The organism is Herbaspirillum sp. SJZ099 (genome assembly GCF_007828355.1).
Lineage (GTDB): Bacteria > Pseudomonadota > Gammaproteobacteria > Burkholderiales > Burkholderiaceae_D > Herbaspirillum.
On record NZ_VIUO01000009.1, the window covers coordinates 73,057 to 92,034 of the forward strand.

At 63.0% G+C, this 18,978-nt stretch carries 15 protein-coding genes; 3 read left to right on the plus strand and 12 right to left on the minus strand.

Features of this window, described 5'->3' with window-relative positions:
* Nucleotides 1-29 precede the first annotated feature (29 nt).
* Nucleotides 30-1,295, minus strand: coding sequence for a PA0069 family radical SAM protein (locus FB597_RS17190; protein WP_144770188.1), 1,266 nt, complete (start codon nucleotides 1,293-1,295; stop codon nucleotides 30-32).
* Between the two features lie 218 nt (nucleotides 1,296-1,513).
* Here FB597_RS17190 and FB597_RS17195 point away from each other — a divergent pair, with 218 nt between their 5' ends.
* A complete protein-coding gene (locus FB597_RS17195; RefSeq protein WP_144770189.1) occupies nucleotides 1,514-3,517 on the plus strand; it encodes a sigma-54-dependent Fis family transcriptional regulator in 2,004 nt (667 codons plus the stop codon).
* A 5-nt stretch (nucleotides 3,518-3,522) separates the two neighbouring features.
* On the opposite strand, the gene FB597_RS17200 is transcribed toward FB597_RS17195, so the two are convergent.
* From FB597_RS17200 to FB597_RS17220, 5 genes are all read right to left on the minus strand, one after another.
* On the minus strand, nucleotides 3,523-3,897 hold the full coding sequence (locus FB597_RS17200; RefSeq protein WP_144770190.1) for a DUF779 domain-containing protein: 375 nt from the start codon (nucleotides 3,895-3,897) through the stop codon (nucleotides 3,523-3,525).
* Between the two features lie 78 nt (nucleotides 3,898-3,975).
* Nucleotides 3,976-5,496 (minus strand): aldehyde dehydrogenase, encoded by a 1,521-nt coding sequence (adh, locus tag FB597_RS17205; protein WP_144770191.1) that lies wholly within the window; start codon nucleotides 5,494-5,496, stop codon nucleotides 3,976-3,978.
* A 302-nt stretch (nucleotides 5,497-5,798) separates the two neighbouring features.
* Complete coding sequence (locus tag FB597_RS17210) at nucleotides 5,799-7,016, minus strand: ABC transporter substrate-binding protein (RefSeq protein WP_144770192.1); 1,218 nt, start codon at nucleotides 7,014-7,016, stop codon at nucleotides 5,799-5,801.
* Between the two features lie 91 nt (nucleotides 7,017-7,107).
* A complete protein-coding gene (locus FB597_RS17215) occupies nucleotides 7,108-7,446 on the minus strand; it encodes a P-II family nitrogen regulator (protein ID WP_050466307.1) in 339 nt (112 codons plus the stop codon).
* 262 nt (nucleotides 7,447-7,708) lie between these two features.
* On the minus strand, nucleotides 7,709-9,766 hold the full coding sequence (locus FB597_RS17220; protein ID WP_144770193.1) for an NAD(+) synthase: 2,058 nt from the start codon (nucleotides 9,764-9,766) through the stop codon (nucleotides 7,709-7,711).
* A gap of 146 nt (nucleotides 9,767-9,912) precedes the next feature.
* On the opposite strand from FB597_RS17220, the gene FB597_RS17225 reads away from it, so the two are divergent.
* On the plus strand, nucleotides 9,913-11,049 hold the full coding sequence (locus FB597_RS17225; RefSeq protein WP_144770194.1) for a GNAT family N-acetyltransferase: 1,137 nt from the start codon (nucleotides 9,913-9,915) through the stop codon (nucleotides 11,047-11,049).
* A gap of 66 nt (nucleotides 11,050-11,115) precedes the next feature.
* On the opposite strand, the gene FB597_RS17230 is transcribed toward FB597_RS17225, so the two are convergent.
* Nucleotides 11,116-12,150: an extracellular solute-binding protein gene (locus FB597_RS17230; protein WP_141911275.1), complete on the minus strand. Its 1,035-nt coding sequence runs from the start codon at nucleotides 12,148-12,150 to the stop codon at nucleotides 11,116-11,118.
* A 310-nt stretch (nucleotides 12,151-12,460) separates the two neighbouring features.
* Nucleotides 12,461-13,918, minus strand: a complete 1,458-nt coding sequence (locus tag FB597_RS17235) for a Ppx/GppA phosphatase family protein (RefSeq protein ID WP_141911272.1) — start codon at nucleotides 13,916-13,918, stop codon at nucleotides 12,461-12,463.
* 268 nt (nucleotides 13,919-14,186) lie between these two features.
* Here FB597_RS17235 and FB597_RS17240 point away from each other — a divergent pair, with 268 nt between their 5' ends.
* Nucleotides 14,187-14,954 (plus strand): SAM-dependent methyltransferase, encoded by a 768-nt coding sequence (locus FB597_RS17240; RefSeq protein WP_144770195.1) that lies wholly within the window; start codon nucleotides 14,187-14,189, stop codon nucleotides 14,952-14,954.
* Nucleotides 14,955-15,061: 107 nt separating this feature from the next.
* Here FB597_RS17240 and FB597_RS17245 read toward each other — a convergent pair whose 3' ends face one another.
* The 4 genes from FB597_RS17245 to rluC all read right to left on the minus strand — a co-directional run bounded on the left by FB597_RS17245 (nucleotide 15,062) and on the right by rluC (nucleotide 18,450).
* Nucleotides 15,062-16,102, minus strand: a complete 1,041-nt coding sequence (locus FB597_RS17245) for a S49 family peptidase (protein WP_144770196.1) — start codon at nucleotides 16,100-16,102, stop codon at nucleotides 15,062-15,064.
* A gap of 56 nt (nucleotides 16,103-16,158) precedes the next feature.
* A complete protein-coding gene (locus tag FB597_RS17250; RefSeq protein WP_141911265.1) occupies nucleotides 16,159-16,533 on the minus strand; it encodes a Rieske (2Fe-2S) protein in 375 nt (124 codons plus the stop codon).
* Nucleotides 16,534-16,607: 74 nt separating this feature from the next.
* On the minus strand, nucleotides 16,608-17,267 hold the full coding sequence (locus FB597_RS17255) for an HAD-IA family hydrolase (RefSeq protein ID WP_141911263.1): 660 nt from the start codon (nucleotides 17,265-17,267) through the stop codon (nucleotides 16,608-16,610).
* A 115-nt stretch (nucleotides 17,268-17,382) separates the two neighbouring features.
* Nucleotides 17,383-18,450 (minus strand): 23S rRNA pseudouridine(955/2504/2580) synthase RluC, encoded by a 1,068-nt coding sequence (gene rluC, locus FB597_RS17260; protein ID WP_144770197.1) that lies wholly within the window; start codon nucleotides 18,448-18,450, stop codon nucleotides 17,383-17,385.
* Nucleotides 18,451-18,978: the final 528 nt, after the last annotated feature.

Genomic DNA, 18,978 nt, shown 5'->3' on the forward strand with positions numbered 1-18,978 from the left:
CCAATAGGCCAATAGAAGCGAAATGCGCGCTAGAACAAATCCAACTGCCCCGAACCTGTAGCGGCCTGCTGCCGCGCCGTCGGCGCCACCAGCGGCCGCCGGAACTGGCTGGCGTCGAGCGTGGCGAAGGCGCGGTTACGGTGCGTCAAACCCAGCCGCCGGCTGGCTTTCTCGAAACGTTGTTGCAGCAGGTCGGCCCAGGCGCCGACTCCGCGCATGCGGGTGGCGAAATTGGCGTCATAATCCTTGCCGCCGCGCATGTCCTGGATACGGTTCATCACGCGCGCGGCGCGCTCCGGGAAGTGCGCCTGCAACCATTGCCGGAACAACGGGCTCACCTCCCACGGCAGGCGCAGCACGATGTAGCCGGCCTGCCCGGCGCCGGCCTCGATGGCCGCTTCCATCACGCGTTCAAGGTCCGGTTCGGTAATGAACGGGATCACCGGCGCGATCGAGACGCTGACCGGAATGCCCGCCTCGGCCAACGTCCGGATCACCCGCAGGCGCCGCATGGGGCTGGCCGCCCGCGGTTCCAGCGTGCGCGCGATGGCCGGGTCCAGCGTGGTGATGGTGACGGCGGCGATGGCCTGGCGCTTGGCCGCCATCGCCGCCAGTAAATCGATGTCGCGCTCGATGAGCGAAGACTTGGTGATCAGCGCCACCGGATTGCCCCAGTCATGCAGCACCTGCAGCACGCGCCGGGTCAGTTTCAGTTCACGCTCGATCGGCTGGTAGGCGTCGGTATTGATGCCGACCGTGATGGTGTCGGGCACATAGGATGGCCGCGCCAGTTCGCGCAGCAGCAGCTCCGGCGCGTTGGTCTTGGCAAACAGGCGGCTTTCGAAGTCCAGCCCCGGCGACAGGCCCAGATAGCTGTGCGACGGCCGCGCGAAGCAATAGATGCAGCCGTGCTCGCAGCCGCGATAGGGATTGAGCGACAGGCTGAACGGCAAATCGGGCGAGCTGTTGCGGCTGATGATGGACTTCGCCGTTTCTTCGGTGACAATGGTTTTCAGGGGCGCAGGTTCGTCCGCGTCGTCCATATCGTCAGCCCCTTCCCGCTCCCTTGCCTGAGCCATCGCCTGCCAGCCATCGTCGAACGCCTCCCGGCTGACCGATTCATAGCGCCCGCGCAGATTGGTCACGGCGCCGCGGCCCTTGCGCGCAACCTGGCTGGGATGGATGTAGGACTCGGGCGTCAACGTCGGATCGTCGTCGGCCGGCGCCTGGGGTTGTTCCGGGAAGGGAGCGGCGATGCCTTCTGGAAACCTGGGAAACCTGGAGGATTTGGACATGATGGAGGCATGAGATACTGTGTTTATATACAGTATTTTGCACCCTGCCATCCCGGCCTGCAAACCCTGTTTCAATTTTCCCTTGCCGGCCGGCCATATCGGCGGCGCAAGGGGGAGGCAAGCGCGAATTAATCGGTTATGCTTGGCCCACCTCGCTTCCCAATCCATAAGAAATCGAACAGGGAGGATCAGGACCTCGGGTCCCAAAGGAGACAACGATGCAACACCAGGCAAACCGGCCGGATGCCGGCACGTCCCTGCTGAGCAATACCCCTGTGCTGCAGCCTGCGGCCGACAATCAATTGCTCGACCTGCAAACCATCGCGCGTTCGCACCAGCGCAGTTCCGCTTATGGCATCACCCGCCAGCAGCGCCCCGACCTGGAGACGCTCTCGCGCCCCGACCTGGCGCTCACGCTGGAGTCCAACCATACCCTGTTCGGCCATGCGCGGCCGGTGATGGAAACGCTCTACGACCAGATCCGCAATACCCACAGCATGGTGATCCTCTCGGATGCCAGCGGCACCATCCTTCATACGCTGGGCGACAGCGACTTCCTGGCCAAGGCCGACCGGGTGGCGCTGGGCGCCGGCGGACGCTGGTCGGAACAGTTGCGCGGCACCAATGCCATCGGCACCGCCTTGTTCGAACAGAAGCCGACCACCGTGCATGCGCAAGAGCATTACCTCGACGCCAACCGCTTCCTGACCTGCTCGGCCGCGCCTATCTTCGACCACCAGGGCAAGGTGCTGGGCGTACTGGACGTCTCCGGCGAATGCGGCAGCTTCCACAAGCACACCATGGCGCTGGTGCGCATGTCGGCGCAGATGATCGAAAACCACCTGCTGACCGGCAGCTTCCCCGATTGCATCACCGTGCATTTCCACAGCCGCCCGGAATTCGTCGGCACGCTGGTCGAAGGCATCGCCAGCTTCACCCTGGGCGGGCGCTTCCTGGCGGCCAACCGCAGCGCGCTGTTCCAGCTCGGGCTGCCGCTGGGGGCGTTGCAATCGCATACCTTCAGCTCGCTGTTCGGCGTGCCGGTGTCGATGCTCTCCGACCACTACCGCAAGGCCATGCCGGGCTTGTTGGCGCTGTATCTGCACAACGGCATCCAGATCCATGCGCGCGCCGAGATGCGGCTGCAGGAACAGCACTTCCAGAGCGCGCGCGATGCGCTCGCCGAGCCGGCGCGAACGGCAACATCCGCGCCGCCTGCGCAACGGATAACGCCGGCCGCGCCGGGGCCGGACTTGCAGTCGCTCGACACCGGCGACGCGCAGATGCGCAATGTCATCGACAAGCTGCGCAAGGCGATCGGCCGCGACATCCCCATCCTCATTACCGGCCAGACCGGCACCGGCAAGGAATGGCTGGCCCAGGCCATCCACCAGGAAATGCTGCGCCGGCAACCGGCGCATGGCGCGCATGCGGGCATCGCCCCCTTCGTGGCGGTGAACTGTTCGGCCATCCCCGAGCACCTGATCGAGGCCGAGCTGTTCGGCTACGACGACGGCGCCTTCACCGGCGCGCGGCGCAAAGGGGCCGTGGGCAAGATCGCGCAGGCGCATGGCGGCACGCTGTTCCTGGATGAGATCGGCGACATGCCGCTGGCGCTGCAGGCACGCCTGCTGCGCGTGCTGCAGGAACGCGCGGTGATGCCGCTGGGCAGCAACCGCCTGATTCCGGTGGCGTTCGCGCTGGTCTGCGCCACCAACCGTCCCTTGCGCGACATGGCGGCCAGCCATGCCTTCCGCGAAGACCTGTACTACCGCATCAACGGCTTGCAGGTGCGGTTGCCGGCCTTGCGCGAGCGCAGCGACCTGGCGCAGCTCGTCGACCATATCCTCGCGCGCGAATCCGCAGGGCAAGCGCCGCAACTGGCTGCCGAGGTGCGGCATCTGCTGCTGTCCCACCGGTGGCCGGGCAACCTGCGCCAATTAAGCAACCTGATACGCACCGCACTGGCCATGGCAGACGGCGAACGATGCGTCACGCTGCAGCACCTGCCTGACGACTTCCTCGAAGAGGCCGGCGCCCTTCCCGGCCGCGCCACGCCAATGCCCATGTCGGCGCCGGCGGCCTTGTCATTGCAAGACAACGAATGGTCGGCCATCGAGCGCGCCCTGCAGGCGCATGCCGGCAACGTCAGCGCCGCGGCCAAGGCGCTGGGCATTTCGCGCAACACCATCTACCGGCGCATCAAGACGCGCGGAGGTTGAATCGGTCAACGGCTGGCCAACGGCGGCAAGGCGTCGAACTCCTCGTCGGTAAATAGCCGAGAACGGGTCAGGAAGCGCTTGCCGCTGCCATTGTCCAGCGAGAACATGCCGCCGTTGCCGTTGACCACGTCGATGATCAGTTGGGTGTGCTTCCAATATTCGTACTGGTCGGCGCCGATGTAGAACGGTACGCCGTCGAGTTCGCCCAGATGCACGTCGGTGTCGCCCAGCGTGAACTCGCCGGCGGGGTAGCACATCGGCGCGCTGCCGTCGCAGCAGCCGCCGGACTGGAAGAAAATCAGCTCGCCGTGGCGTCGCTTCAGGTCGCGCAGCAACCCGATCGCCGCCTCGGTCGCCTTCACGCGTTCCGGTGCCTGCATGGCCGTCTCCATGTTCTTGTCCCTGCCGTGAAAAACGGCGCCGGCCGCAGCCCGGCGCCGTCGCCCATATCGCCAGCCTCAGAAGAAGCCGAGCGCCTTCGGGCTGTAGCTCACCAGCAGGTTCTTGGTTTGCTGGTAATGGTCGAGCATCATCTTGTGGTTCTCGCGGCCGATGCCGGACTGCTTGTAGCCGCCGAACGCGGCATGCGCCGGATACAGGTGGTAGCAGTTGGTCCACACGCGGCCGGCCTGGATCTCGCGGCCCATGCGGAAAGCGCGCGTGCCGTCGCGCGTCCACAGGCCGGCGCCCAGGCCATAGAGCGTGTCGTTGGCGATCGCCAGCGCCTCCTCCTCGTCCTTGAAGGTCGTCACCGACACCACCGGGCCGAAGATCTCTTCCTGGAAGATGCGCATCTTGTTATGGCCCTGGAACACGGTGGGCTTGACGTAATAGCCCGCGCCCAGGTCCCCGCCCAGTTCTTCGCGCCCGCCGCCGGCCAGCACCTTGGCGCCTTCCTGCTTGCCGATGTCGATATAGGAAAGGATCTTCTCCAGTTGCTCTTGCGACGCCTGCGCGCCGATCATGGTGCCCTTGTCGAGCGGATTGCCCTGCTTGATGGCGGCCACGCGTTTGAGGGCCCGTTCGATGAAGCGCTCATAGATCGACTCCTGCACCAGCACGCGCGAGGGGCAGGTGCAGACTTCGCCCTGGTTCAACGCGAACATGGCGAAACCTTCCAGCGCCTTGTCGAAGAACGCGTCGTCCTTGTCCAGCACATCGGCGAAGAAGATATTGGGCGACTTTCCGCCCAGTTCCAGCGTCACCGGGATCAGGTTTTGCGAAGCGTATTGCATGATCAGGCGGCCGGTGGTGGTTTCGCCGGTGAAGGCGATCTTGGCGATGCGCTTGTTGGAGGCCAGCGGCTTGCCGGCTTCCACGCCGAAGCCCTGCACCACGTTGAGCACGCCCGGCGGGATCAGGTCCTGTATCAGTTCCAGCAGCACCATGATCGAGGCCGGCGTCTGCTCGGCCGGCTTCAATACCACGCAGTTGCCGGCAGCCAGCGCCGGCGCCAGTTTCCACACCGCCATCAGGATCGGGAAATTCCACGGGATGATCTGCCCGACCACGCCCAGCGGCTCATGGAAGTGGTAGGCGTAGGTGTCGTTGTCGATGGATGAAATGCCGCCTTCCTGGGCGCGGATGGCGCCGGCGAAGTAGCGGAAGTGGTCGATCGCCAGCGGGATGTCGGCGGCCAGGGTTTCACGGATGGGCTTGCCGTTGTCGATCGTCTCGGCCGTGGCCAGCAACTCCAGGTTGGCCTCCATGCGGTCGGCGATTTTCAGCAGCAGGTTGGCGCGCTCGGCGGGCGAAGTCTTGCCCCAGGCTTTCCTGGCCGCATGCGCGGCATCCAGCGCCAGTTCGATGTCTTCCGCGCTGGAGCGCGCCACTTCACAGAAGGCGCGGCCAATCACGGGGCTGATGTTCTCGAAGTATTCGCCCTTGACCGGCGGCATGAATTTGCCGCCGATGAAATTGTCGTAGCGTTGCTTGAACGGGTCGCGTACGCCGAGCTTGCTGATGTCTGCCAGATTCATGTCGTCTCCATGGGTTTATAGGAATGAAAACCCGGGCGGGATCGCTTGCCGCGCAGGTGCGCGGATGACCGGACAAGCGTCCAGCCTGGGGTTCAAGCGGACATGGGGCAAACCGCATGCCAGCGCGATGCCGCAGCGCCGGCATTGCCCGCCCACCGGCCAAACCCTCCTGGCATCGGGCCTGCGCCATGGCGGCATGTGGCGCCATTTGCGCCGCATGTTGCAGCTGTGTTGCAGCCGTGTGCCAGACTTGTTCCAATCTGGAACAAGTCTGCAACACTCCTGACTGATTCAACATGGATTCAATTGACGAAAACGGCGTCGCCGGCCATGACGGTGGTATCGACATAGTCCGATCCGCCGTGCCGGTTGGGAGAAAAATTGAGCGGAAAACCGCGGTGGTCGAAGTTGTACTCGTTGATGCTTTCCAGCGCATTGATGAGCTTCTCGCGCGTCGGATTGCGGCCGGCGCGGCGCAAGGCCTCGACGAACACGCGCGCCGAGATGAAACCTTCCATACTGCCGAAAGAGAATTCAGATACGCCGCTGCCCAGCATCGTCTTGCGATAGTCGGCCACCAGCGGCATGGATACCTGCCAGGGCGAAGGCACGACCTGCGCGATGATCACGCCGCGCGACAACGGTCCCAGCGCATCGGCCAGCGCCCGCACCCCAATGATGGATGCGCCGAAGAAACGGCCTTGGTAGCCGGCTTCCTGCATGCCGCGCACCACGGCGGAATTGATCGCCGGGTCGCCGTTGACCAGCAGCACGGCATCGGGACGCAAGGCCATCATGCGCCGTATCAGGGCCGGGAAATTTCCCTCGGTGCTGCCTTCGATCGGGGACAGGGCAATCGAGCGCGCTGCGGCCTCTTCTTCCAACCCGGACAACAGTTGCCGGCCGAAACTATTGTTCTGGTAGACCAGCGCCACGCTCTTGACGCCGAAGCGGCCGAAGCGCTCCAGCAGGTAACGGTATTCGCGGGTATAACTGGCCCGCATCGTGAAAACGTAGCGATTGACATTGCGGTACAAGGAAGGAGCGCCGGTGCAGGGAAACAGGAACGGCACGCGCGCCCGGGTGATCGCCGGCAAGGAAGCGTCGATCCCCGGCCAGCCGGCATGGCCGAACAGCGCAAACACCCGATCCACATTGAGCAGCCGTTCGGTATTGGCCCGCGCGACATCAGCCTGGTAACCGTCATCGCGGCTCACCATTTCTATCTTGCGGCCGTATATGCCGCCCTGGGCATTGATCTCGGAAAAATAAGCCTTGGCGCCAATCGCACATTGCCTTGCCAATGACGACAACGGCCCCGTCATGCCGATGGATTGGCCAATGACGATGCGGTTTGGATAGACGCCCGGTTCGGCCTGCGCCGGCCAACAGGCCGCTGCCGCCAGCCACAGCAGCAGGATGCGCCAGCGGCGCCCCGGCGCAGCCTCGCGCCCGGATGCCGGCCGCCGCCAAAGCGCTGCGATGGCAATGCCGACAACATGAATGGCCGCACCCGGCATGATCCCTCCTATTGCAAGAATCGCTGCATCAGCAGCCAGTCCTCATGCCGGAACGGGAGGCAAGAAAAAACCGGCCTGCGGCCGGTTTCGGTCAGACGGCGTCAGCGCCGGTTTCCCCGGTCCGGATGCGGATCACCTGCTCGACTTCCTGTACGAAAATCTTGCCGTCGCCGATCTTGCCGGTGCGGGCGGCCTTGATGATGGCATCCACTGCCGGCTCGACCACGCCATCGTCGACCACCACTTCGATCTTCACCTTGGGGAGAAAGTCCACCACGTACTCGGCGCCGCGGTAAAGCTCGGTATGGCCCTTCTGGCGGCCGAAACCCTTGACTTCGGTGACCGTCAGCCCCGTGACTCCCACCTCGGCCAGAGACTCCCGAACCTCGTCCAGCTTGAACGGTTTGATAATAGCGGTCACTTGTTTCATGATAACTTCCTCTCTTGACATGTCCAAAAAAATCGATTGTTAACTAAAAAACTATAAGTAGATGGTTAACTTTTATCGGCACTTACCTGCGCGGCACGCACATTCTGCTTAATTGGCCGATGCCTGCCCTATGCATCCTGCCGGCAACCGCGGGCGGCCAGCATCCATTTGCATTGTCAATCAGGAGCATCCGGCTTTCAACCTCCGGTGGCAGGAGGCCGCCTGAAAATCGCTCGCGCCCCCGATGCGCGGCAACCGGCGCTCAGGCGTCCGCGTCCGGTATCCGCTCCAGTCCATCCATCCAGACCGTTGCCTCGGAATCGCTGGGAGCGCGCCAGTCGCCGCGCGGCGAGAGCGAGCCGCCGGTGCCGACCTTGGGCGCGTTGGGCACGCAAGAGCGCTTGAACTGGCTGGTCTTGAAGAACCGGAACAGGAAGATGCCCAGGTTTTTCTTGATCTGCGCCAGCGTGTATTCGTTATGCGCGCCATGCAGCCCGTCAGGCCAGTGCCCGGCCTCGCGATCCCGCCAGGCCGTATGCGCCAGGAAGGCAACCTTCGCCGGGGTGAAACCGTAGCGCAGGATGTAGTACAGGTTGAAGTCCTGCAGCTCATAGGGGCCGATGAAATCCTGGGTGCGCTGGCCGGGCTCGCCGGCCGAGGCGCCCGGCACCAGTTCGGGGCTGATCTCGGTTTCCAGGATCTGCATCAGCACTTCCGGGTGCGTCAACCCCAACGACGCCGATTCGGCCACCCAGCGCACCAGATGGGTAATCAGGGTCTTGGGTACGCTGGCGTTGACGTTGTAATGCGACATGTGGTCGCCCACGCCATAGGTGCACCAGCCCAGCGCCAGCTCGGACAGGTCGCCGGTGCCGATCACGATGGCGCCATTGTGGTTGGCCAGCCGGAACAGGTGGTTGGTGCGCTCGCCCGCCTGCACGTTTTCGAAGGTGATGTCGTACACCGGCTCGCCGCGCGAATATGGATGGTCCAGGTCTTTCAGCATCTGTTCGCAACTGGGGCGGATGTCGATTTCCTGCGCCGTGCAGCCGACCTGCTCCATCAGCTTGTGCGCCTGCACCAGCGTGCGGCTGCTGGTGGCGAAGCCGGGCATGGTATAGGCCAGGATATGGGTGCGCGGCAGACCCAGCTTGTCCATCGCCTTGGCGCACACCAGCAACGCATGGGTGGAGTCGAGCCCGCCGGACACGCCGATCACCACCTTCTTGATATTGCTGGAAGACAAGCGCTGCACCAGCGCCTGCACCTGGATGCTGTAGACCTCGCGGCAACGCTCGTCGCGCTGCGCATTATTGGCCGGCACGTAGGGGAAGCGCGCCACGCGGCGCTTGAGCGGCAGGGACTTCTGTTGCGGCACGTCAACCTCGAAACCGACCACCTCGAACTTGCGCACTTCATCGGCATGGCGGCGCACCGACTGGCCGAACGTGGTCTGGTGGAAGCGCTCGCGCGACAGGCGTTCCAGGTCGATGTCGGCATAGATCACGTGGGCCTGCTCGGCAAACCGCTCGGACTCGGCCTGCAGTTCGCCGTTTTCATAAATCAGCGCCTGGCCGTCCCAGGCTAGGTCGGTGGTCGATTCGCCGTTGCCGGCCGAGGAATACAGGTAAGCCGCCAGGCAACGCGCCGACTGCTGCGAAACCAATTGGTGGCGATAGCCGGACTTGCCGACCACGATGTTCGACGCCGACAGGTTCACCAGCACCGTCGCGCCCGCCAGCGCGGCAAAGGAAGACGGCGGGATCGGCACCCAGACGTCTTCGCAGATTTCGATATGGAAGCGGAAATCGGGGATATTGCGGATGTCGAACAGCAACTGGCTGCCGAATGCGACGTCCTGGCCCAGCAGGTACACGCGACGGGTAACGGCGCAATCGGCGCTGCTGAACTGGCGCGCCTCGTAAAATTCGCTGTAGTTGGGCAGGTAACTCTTGGGCACCACGCCCTGGATGCGGCCGGCAGACACCACCACGGCGCAGTTGTACAACTGGTGGTCGACCTTCAGCGGCATGCCCACAATCAGCACGGCCGGCACGCGCAGCGAGGCGTCCAGCACCGATTGCAAGGCCTGCAGCGAGGCGTCCAGCAAGGCGCGCTGCTGGAACAGGTCTTCGCAGCTATAGGCCGACAGCCCAAGCTCCGGGAAGGAAACCAGCACCGCCCCTGCGGCGGCGGCCTGCTCGGCCAGCTCGATGGTGCGCGCGGCGTTGTAGCCGGGATCGGCCACCTTGCACTGGGGCACTGCCACCGCGACGCGGGCGAAGCCGTGGCTGTACAGATTGAAGAATTCGCTTTGCATGTCGTATTTTCCGCTGCCTGATGGCATCCGTTTGCCGCGCCTGCGACGCGTTTTTTCATTTTGCGTAGAATGCCTGTTCGATGCCTTGCTGCGGCAAGCGCAAATGGCAACCGAAGAAACAGGCAACGCTACCTCAATTGCAGTCAATGGATTATCGCACGCGAATCGTTTCTTCTCTGGCCGAGATCGGCCAAGCGGCATGGGACGGCCTGGTTGCCGTCCAGGATGAAGCCAATCCCTTCCTTTCCTACGCTTTCCTGCACGCGCTGCACGAAAGTGGCGCAGCCTGCGCCGAAACCGGCTGGCAACCGCATTTCCTGACCGTCTGGCATGAAGAGCAATTGGCCGGCGCCCTGCCCCTGTACCTGAAATCGCACTCCTACGGCGAATACGTGTTCGACTGGGCCTGGGCCGAGGCCTACCAACGCCACGGCCTGGCGTACTACCCCAAGCTGCTGTCGGCCATTCCGTTCACGCCGGTACGCGGCAGCCGCCTGCTGGCATGCGACGAACCGGCGCGCTCGGCGTTGCTGGCGGCGCTGCAAGCCTTGCAGCAGGACGGGGCGCACTCCTCCACCCATATCCTCTATCCGCCACCGGAGCAGGCCCAGGCGCTGGCCGATGCCGGCTTCCTGCTGCGCAGCGGCGTGCAGTTCCACTGGCATAACGAGGGCTACGCCAGCTTTGACGAATTCGCCGCCACGCTGGACCGCAAGAAACGCAAGAACATCCTGGCCGAACGGCGCAAGGTGGCCGAGCAAGGCGTGCGCTTTCTCACCCTGCACGGCAAGGAAATCGAGGAAGCCCACTGGCGCTTCTTCCACCGCTGCTACCGCCATACCTACGCCGCGCATTACTCCACGCCCTATCTCAATCTCGATTTTTTCCTGCGCATCGGCCAGGCCATGCCGGACAACCTGCTCCTGACCGTGTCCCAACGCGACGGCAAACCCATCGCCTCTTCGCTCACGGTGTACGACCGCAGCACGCTGTACGGCCGCTACTGGGGCGCGCTGGAGCATGTGCCCTGCCTGCATTTCGAAACGGCCTACTACCAGCCTCTGGAATTTTGCATCGCCGAGAAGATCGCCTGGTTCGAAGGCGGCGCCCAGGGCGAGCACAAGATGGCGCGCGGCTTCCTGCCGCAAAAAACCTGGTCGGCGCACTGGCTGGCGCATCCCGGCTTCTACGATGCGGTGGAACACTTCCTGCAGCGCGAAAGCGGCGGCATCGACGACTACATGAGCGAGCTCAACGAGCGCAATCCGTTTCGCACCGCGTAAGGTTCATCCCAAAAAGAAAGCCGGCAAATGCCGGCCTTCTGCCATAACCTCAGACGTTGTCAGGAGTTACTTGTAACCGACCCGATCCAGCATCTGCAACACCTTCTGCTGGTTGGCGCCGACCGCGCCGACGTTGATCACTTCGGCCTTGAACGGCCCCATCTTCAGCAATGCCGGGTTATCGGTCTTGACGCTCTTGACCGCCGGCCATTCGTTGTTGCCTTCGGCGAAATAGCGCTGCGCATTGTCGCTGGCCAGGTATTCCAGGAACTGCACCGCCTCGGCCTTGTGCGGCGCATGCTTGGCCACGCCGGCGCCGGCGATGTTCACGTGGGCGCCATAGCTTTTCTGGTTGGGCCAGACGATGCCGACCTTCTCCATCAGCGCCACGTCTTCAGGCTTGGTCGAGCGCAGCAGGCGCGCCACGTAATAGGAGTTGGAAATGGCCACGCCGCACTCGCCCGAACCGACTGCCTTGATCTGGTCGGTATCGCCGCCCACCGGCTGGCGCGCCTGGTTGGCGACCATGCCCTTGAGGATTTCCTCGGTCTTGGCGGCGCCGTTATGCTCCAGCAGGGAACCGAACAGCGAGACGTTGTATGGGTGCGCGCCGCTGCGGGTGCACAGCTTGCCCTTGTTCTTCGGATCGGCCAGCGATTCGTAGGTGTCCACATCTTCCGGCTTGACGCTGGCCTTGTTGTAGACGATCACGCGGGCGCGGGTCGAGAAGCCGAACCACTGGGCGCCGTCGCTGCCTTCCTTGCTGTGCAGGTTGGCCGGAATGCGTTCATCGAGCACCTTGGACTTGACCGGCTGGAACAATCCTTCGCTTTGCGCTTTCCACAGGCGCGCGGCATCCACCAGCAGGATCACGTCGGCCGGGCTGGACGCGCCTTCGCTCTTGAGGCGGGCGACGATGCCGGCGTCGTCGCCGTCGATGCGGTTGATCTTGATGCCGGTGGTCTTGGTGAAATCGGCATAGAGCGCTTCGTCAGTCTGATAGTGGCGTGCCGAATAGAGGTTGATCACCTTCTCCTGGGCGACGGAAGACAGTGCGGTACCGGCCAGCAAAGCGCCGACCACGAGTTGACGAGAGAACATGGACCATCCTTTTCCAAAAAATTGATCGAATGCCGCGGCGTATCCGGGCTTCATTTTGGCGTGGGAGGCAATCCGCGAAATGGCATCGTGCGATGCCTCGTTATTGGTATATGGGCATTGATGCGGCGCTTGCGCCGGCCCGCATCGGAAACCGACGGCGACTATAACACAAATAAGAACCATTACCATTCAAATCGGAATGCCTGCGCAATGTTCCAAAACATTCGATCGCTCTTCCCAAAACGAAATCCCCCTGCCGTCGTGGACCGGCAGGGGGATTGTATTCACAGCAGAAAACCGCGCTCTCAGCTCAGGCCAATACCTTCAGCGCGAAATCGACGCCGATGCCGGCCCACCACTCCTGTTCCTTCTGGATCCAGAAGGAAATGCTGGGATGCTCCTTGACATAGTCGCGCCGGATTTCCAGCTCGATCTTGCTCTTGAACTTGACCTTCACCTTATCCAGGTCAAGCGTGATATGCGAATGCCGGAACATCACCGCCAGCCGTAGCGCCAGCACCGATTTGGCGAAATCGACATCGGCCAGCATCTCGCTGATCTTCTTCAGGTTGCCCTTCTGCCCCAGGATCAGCGTGCTCATCAGGCGTTGCTCGCGGGTGGTGAAACCCGGCAGGTCGGCATTGGCGATCAGGTAAGACGAATGCTTGTGGTAACCGGTGGGCGACACCACCAGCCCCGCCTCGTGCAGCAAGGCGCTCCAGTGCAGGTAACGCGCATAGGAATCGGTGGCCGGCTTGAGCAGCTGGAAAAACCCCTGCGCCGTGTCGGCCACGCCATGGGCGCGCGCCGCGTCGACATGGAAGCGGCGGCAGAAATCGTCCACCGACATGTCGCGCCGGTCCGCCTTGGTGGCGCGCAGCTGGAGGTCCCACATCACGCCCATGCGCAACCCGGCTTCCACCGGCGTGACGACCTCGATGCCGAATTCCTGCATGAAACCGATCAATACCGCCAGCCCGCCCATGATGACGCCGGCGCGGTCGGGCTTCATGCCATCCAGCTCGATCTGGCTCACATGGCCGAAATCGATCAGGCGCTGCATCAGGTCTTCCAGGCCGGGCAAGGTGACGCGGCCATCGCCCATGCCGTTGCGGGCGATCGTGTCGGCGATGGCACGTATGGTGCCGGACGAGCCATAGATGTTGACGCCGCCATCGAAACTGAACAGGTGTACCGCATCCTCCACATATGAGCGCGCCGACAGGATCGCGCGTTCGAACGCGACCGCGGTAATCGCGCCATCCGGGAAAAACGCCAGGCTCTGGTTGACGGTGCCGATGCCGAAGGATTCGACATGGCGGATATGCCCGCCCAGGCCGCGGACGACCTCGGTCGAGCCGCCGCCGATGTCGATCACCATGCGCTCTTCATTGGGCTCGGCCAGCACACCGGCCACGCCCATGTAGATCAGGCGCCCTTCCTCCTCGCCGGAGATGATCTCGACCGGATAACCGATGGCGCGCTCCAGCTCGGGCAGCAGCTCGTGCGCATTCCTGGCCACACGCAGGGTATTGGTCGCCACCACGCGCACCGCGTCCAGCGAGTAGTCGCGCAAAATGGCACGGAAACGGGTCAGCGAGTCGAGCGCGCTCTTGCAGGCCTGCTCGGTGAGGTAACCGTTCTTGTCGATGCCGGCCGCCAGGCGGATAGGATCGCGCGCGCTCTTGATGACGCGGATGCCTTCATTTTCATATTTTCCGATATGCAAACGAAAGCTGTTGGAACCGAGATCTACCGCTGCAAACATTCATTCCCTTCCGAGCAGGCGCGATCGCCCGACGATGCTTAAAAATACTTAAAACGATTTGACCGGCCCTGACCGAGCAGACAAGATAATCGGCTTACGTGACAGTTTAATGACACTTTGGCGCGCCGCAGGCGCCATACGGCGCATCGTCCGTGCCCTCTTTCCATGGCCGCCGCCCGCAAAGCCGCGCGTGGCCTGTAAAATGACGATGCCGCATGCAGCATGGCGGCGCAAATATTATTTTATACAATTTATTCAATTTCCTCCGATGCCGGGCATTCTTTATCTGATTCCCAACACTCTCGGCCCTGTCGACATGCCTTCCGGGGAAGATGGCGCGCCGCACCCACTGGACGCCATCATCCCGCGCGAAGTGCAAGTCGCGGCCGCGCGCCTGGATTATTTCGTCGCCGAAAACGCCAAGACGACGCGCGCCTTCCTCAAACTGCTGGGAAGCCGCCACGCGCTGTCCAAGCCGATCCAGGAAATCGACATTGCCGAACTGCACGTCAACACCGACGCCTCGGCCTTGCCGGCCTTGCTGGCGCCGCTGCTTGAAGGGCGCGACGGCGGCCTGATTTCCGAAGCCGGGGTGCCGGCAGTGGCCGACCCCGGCGCCAACCTGGTGCGCCTGGCCCACCGGCACGGCATCCAGGTGCGTCCGCTGGTCGGCCCGTCGTCGTTGCTGCTGGCGGTGATGGCCAGCGGGCTCAACGGCCAAAGCTTCGCCTTCAATGGCTACCTGCCCACCGATGCCGATGCGCGCGGCAAACGCATCCGCCAGTTGGAAGATCGCTCGCGCAAGGAAAAGCAGACCCAGTTGCTGATCGAAACGCCTTACCGCAATGCCGCCATGCTGGAGGCATTAGCCAGTCATTGCCAGGGCAACACGCTGGTGTGCGTGGCGACCGACTTGAGCTTGCCGACGGAGTCGGTGCGCACGCAGACGGCGGGACAATGGAAAACCGCGCTGGCGACTGGCCAGGGACCGGATTTCCATAAGAAACCGACGGTGTTCTTGTTATTGGCCGATTGAGATATCCGGGATTACGGGATTACGGGATGTTTGAGTAAAAAAACAGAGGCCGGCTGAAATATCAGCCGGCCTTCCATTTTCCGCTCTCGGCGCTCAGCGCTCAGCGCTCAACGCAACGCAGGCGGAGATGCAGACATCAGGGTCTTGGCAACACCTGCCCCGAAAGCCACACCGAACTTCTTCAGCACACGCTCGGAAAGCTTCTCGGCCTGGGTGTAGTCGACCACGTCCTCAGCCTTGATCTCATCGCGCGCCACGCTGTCGACCGTGCCGTAACCATCGGCCAGGCCCAGTTCGACCGCCTTGGAACCGGTCCACACCAGGCCGGAGAAGGTTTCGGGAGTTTCCTTCAGCCGCGCGCCGCGGCCCTGGCGCACGACGTCGATGAACTGCTGGTGGATCTCGTCCAGCATGGCCTGGGCATATTCGCGCTGCTTGGCGCTTTGCGGGCTGAACGGGTCGAGGAAGCTCTTGTTCTCGCCGGCCGTCAGCAGGCGGCGCTCGACGCCCAGCTTGTCCATCAGCCCGGTGAAGCCGAACCCGTCCATCAGCACGCCGACCGAACCGATCAGGCTGGCCTTGTTGACGTAAATGCGGTCGGCCGCGGCAGCGATGTAATAGCCGCCGGAGGCGCACATTTCCTCGACCACCACGTAGATCGGCTTCTTCGGATATTCCTTGCGCAGGCGGGTGATCTCGTCGTTGATCATGCCGGCCTGCACCGGGCTGCCGCCGGGGCTGTTGATCTTGAGGATCACGCCGACCGAATCGGTCGCGGCGAAGGCCTTGTCCAGCGCCGGGATCACCACCCCGGCCGAGCCCTGGCCTTCGGATTCGATGGTGCCCTTGATTTCCACCAGCGCGGTGTGCCTGCCCAGCGGTTCGCTCTCGGTCTTGCCGAAGGTGAAGGCCATCCAGATGCCGAACACGATGGCCATCAGGATCACAATGCGGAAGAAAATGCTCCAGCGACGCCGCGCCTGCTGTTCCTTGACCGCGAACAGCGCCAGCTTTTCCAGCACGTCGCGTTCCCAGCCGATATGTTTCTTGTCGTCGCGACCGGGCTTGGGCGTGGCAGCCGCTTCCGGGGCCGGCGTAGCGCCGGCCGGCGGCGGCGATTGGGGATTTTCGAATTCGTTATTGCTCATATGCTCACTCAAAACGAAAGGCGCTTCTCATGCGCCTTCGCGGATTGCCCCGGGGCTCATGCCCCGGCAGCCTTGACCAGTTCGTCCGGACGCCAGTAAATCCGGCCATCCCGCTCCACCGTCATGATCTTACGCAAATGCGCGCCGGTACAAGGGCCGCCTTCACATTTTCCGGTATCGGGCGCGTAAACCGCGCCATGTGTTGCGCACATGAGATACAGGCCGCTGGATTCAAAGAATTCGCCTTCGGCCCAGTCCAGCTCCACCGGCACATGCGCGCAGCGGTTCAGGTAGCCATACACCTGGCCGCCATAGCGCACCACGAAGCCGCTGGCGTCGTCGCCGCGCACCAGCACCGGAAAGCGCTTGCCGCGGCCGCCCTCCTCGATCTCGGAAGAAGCGCAAATGTCGATTTCTGTATGGCTGCTCATGGCGTCGGCAATGGTCTGGCAGTGGCGGAAGGCGATGGCACGATGCCGCCACCCGATCGGAAGTGCATGCGGCCTCAGGCGTTGTCAGTGAGCCATTGGTGCAGCTCGCGGATCGATTTGGCGGAAAACAGCGGATTGAGCGCTGCCAGCTGGGCCACCGGATGCGCGCCGAACTCCACCGCAACGCCTTTGGCACTGGCGTTGATGGCCATCTGCAGGTCGTGGGTGGTATCGCCGATCATCAGCGTGCGGCCCATGTCCTGCCCCAGTTCGCGCGTGAGCTCCTGCAGCATGGCCGGATGCGGCTTGGAAAAGGTCTCGTCGGCGCAACGGGTGGCGTCGAACACCGACAACAGGCCGGTGGTATTCATCGCGCGGTTCAGCCCGACCCGGCTCTTGCCGGTGGCCACGGCCAGGAAATAGCCTTGTTGCGACAGGTCGGCCAGCATTTCGGGCACGCCGTCGAACAGCGTGAGATCCTTGTCCTGCCCCAGGTAATGGTGGCGGTAGCGCTCGACGATGCGCGGGTAGTATTTCGGGTCGACGTCGGGGATGGCCGCCTGCATGGCGTCCTGCAGGCCCAGGCCAATCACGTAGGAGGCGGCGCTCTTGTCGGGAATCGGCAGCCCCAGATCCCGCGCCGCCGCCTGGATGCAGCGCACGATGGTCGAAGTGCTGTCCATCAGGGTACCGTCCCAGTCGAAGACGATCAGGTCGAATTGCTTTCTAGCCATGTTTTCCGTTCATTCTGGGCAAGCCCGCCGGTATCGTGACGATCACCGGGCAGACATGCATCATTGCCAATGCCGGCCAGAAAGTATCATATCCGGCGCGCCACGGCACCGCTCTTCAGTCGCCTGCGGCTCCGACAGACTCGCCGGACCATACCGGATCGCTGCCGACATCCTGCAGGCTGCGCAGGAAATTCTCGCATTCGGCCGGCAAGGCCGCTTTCAGCGTCACGGTCTGGCCGCTGTCGGGATGGGTAAAACTGATCTGCCAGGCATGCAGGAACATGCGCTTCAAGGCGATGCGCTTGCCATCTGCCTTCTGCAGCGCCTTGTTCAGCGCGAAATCGCCGTACTTGTCATCCCCCACGATCGGGAAGCCGCTGGACGACAGGTGAACCCGGATCTGGTGCGTGCGGCCGGTCTTGAGCTCGGCCTCCAGCAGGGCAAATTCGCCGAAACGTTGCAACAGGGAAAATACCGTATGCGACGCCTGGCCGTCGGCCTGCACCCGCACTCGCCGCTCGCCGTCGGGCGTACTGTATTTGAATAAGGGCAACTTGATGTGCTGGCGCGCATTCTTCCAATCGCCCCGCACCAGGGTCAGGTAGCGCTTGTCGGTCACGCCGTCGCGCATCTGGTCGTGCAGGTTGGTCAGGGCCGAGCGCTTCTTGGCAATCAGCAATACGCCGGAGGTGTCGCGGTCGAGCCGGTGCACCAGCTCCAGGAACTTGGCCTGCGGACGCGCCGCGCGCAACTGCTCGATCACGCCGTAGCTCACGCCCGAGCCGCCGTGCACCGCCACGCCGGCCGGCTTGTCGATCACCAGCATATGGCTGTCTTCGAGCAAGATCCGGAATTCGGCGCCAGGAACGGCAATTTCTTGCTTTTCTGCAACTCGTATTGGAGGAACGCGCACCACATCGCCGTCGGCCAGGCGGTAGGTCTGGTCGATGCGGCCTTTGTTGACGCGCACCTCCCCCGACCGCAGGACACGATAGATATGGCTCTTGGGAACGCCTTTGCAGATCCGCAGCAGGAAATTGTCGATCCGCTGTCCGGCGTCTTCTTCGGAAATGGTCAGCAACTGCACTTGAGGGACGCTGTGCGAGCCTGCTGCGTTCCGGGGAGCCGCCGCCGCTTTGGCGGATTCAGAAGCCCCCCTAGAAAATCTCGCTAAGTCCTTCATTTTGAATATATAATCGTTCGACGCTGGTCAAAAAACCGCGTCAGTAGAATAAAAAGGAACATTCTACACAAGAGGAGACTTCGTCAGCCTCGCGAATTGCAAAATTGACGAAGGGGGCCCCGAAAATGACGACGTGCGGCACTGCAGACGCCCAAAACGGCGCTGCGACGGCTCGATCAAGCCAGATCAAGCAGCCGTAAATGCCGCTCGACAGATTAACAAGGCCTCGAAACGAGTACGCATCTTCCCTGCGCGAGTCCAGTTTGCACCGCAGTTGCAATCGGATAACGCACTTGGAAGTGGAACAGAATTGTTTGGATCATCAGGATAAAAGTCTGGCAAGACTCGCATCCGGTGCCCCGGATTCTGGATCGCAGCGCACAGCCCGCTGGCAGCAAGCAGCGCAACAAGCGGTTGGCCCACATGGCCGGCCGCGATTTGCAGCGCTTTGCCCGGGCCGGGCCGCGAACCAAAACCGGATCGCCGCGAAGCTTGCCGGTTGATGCGTTGAACCCGATCGCCGTCGCC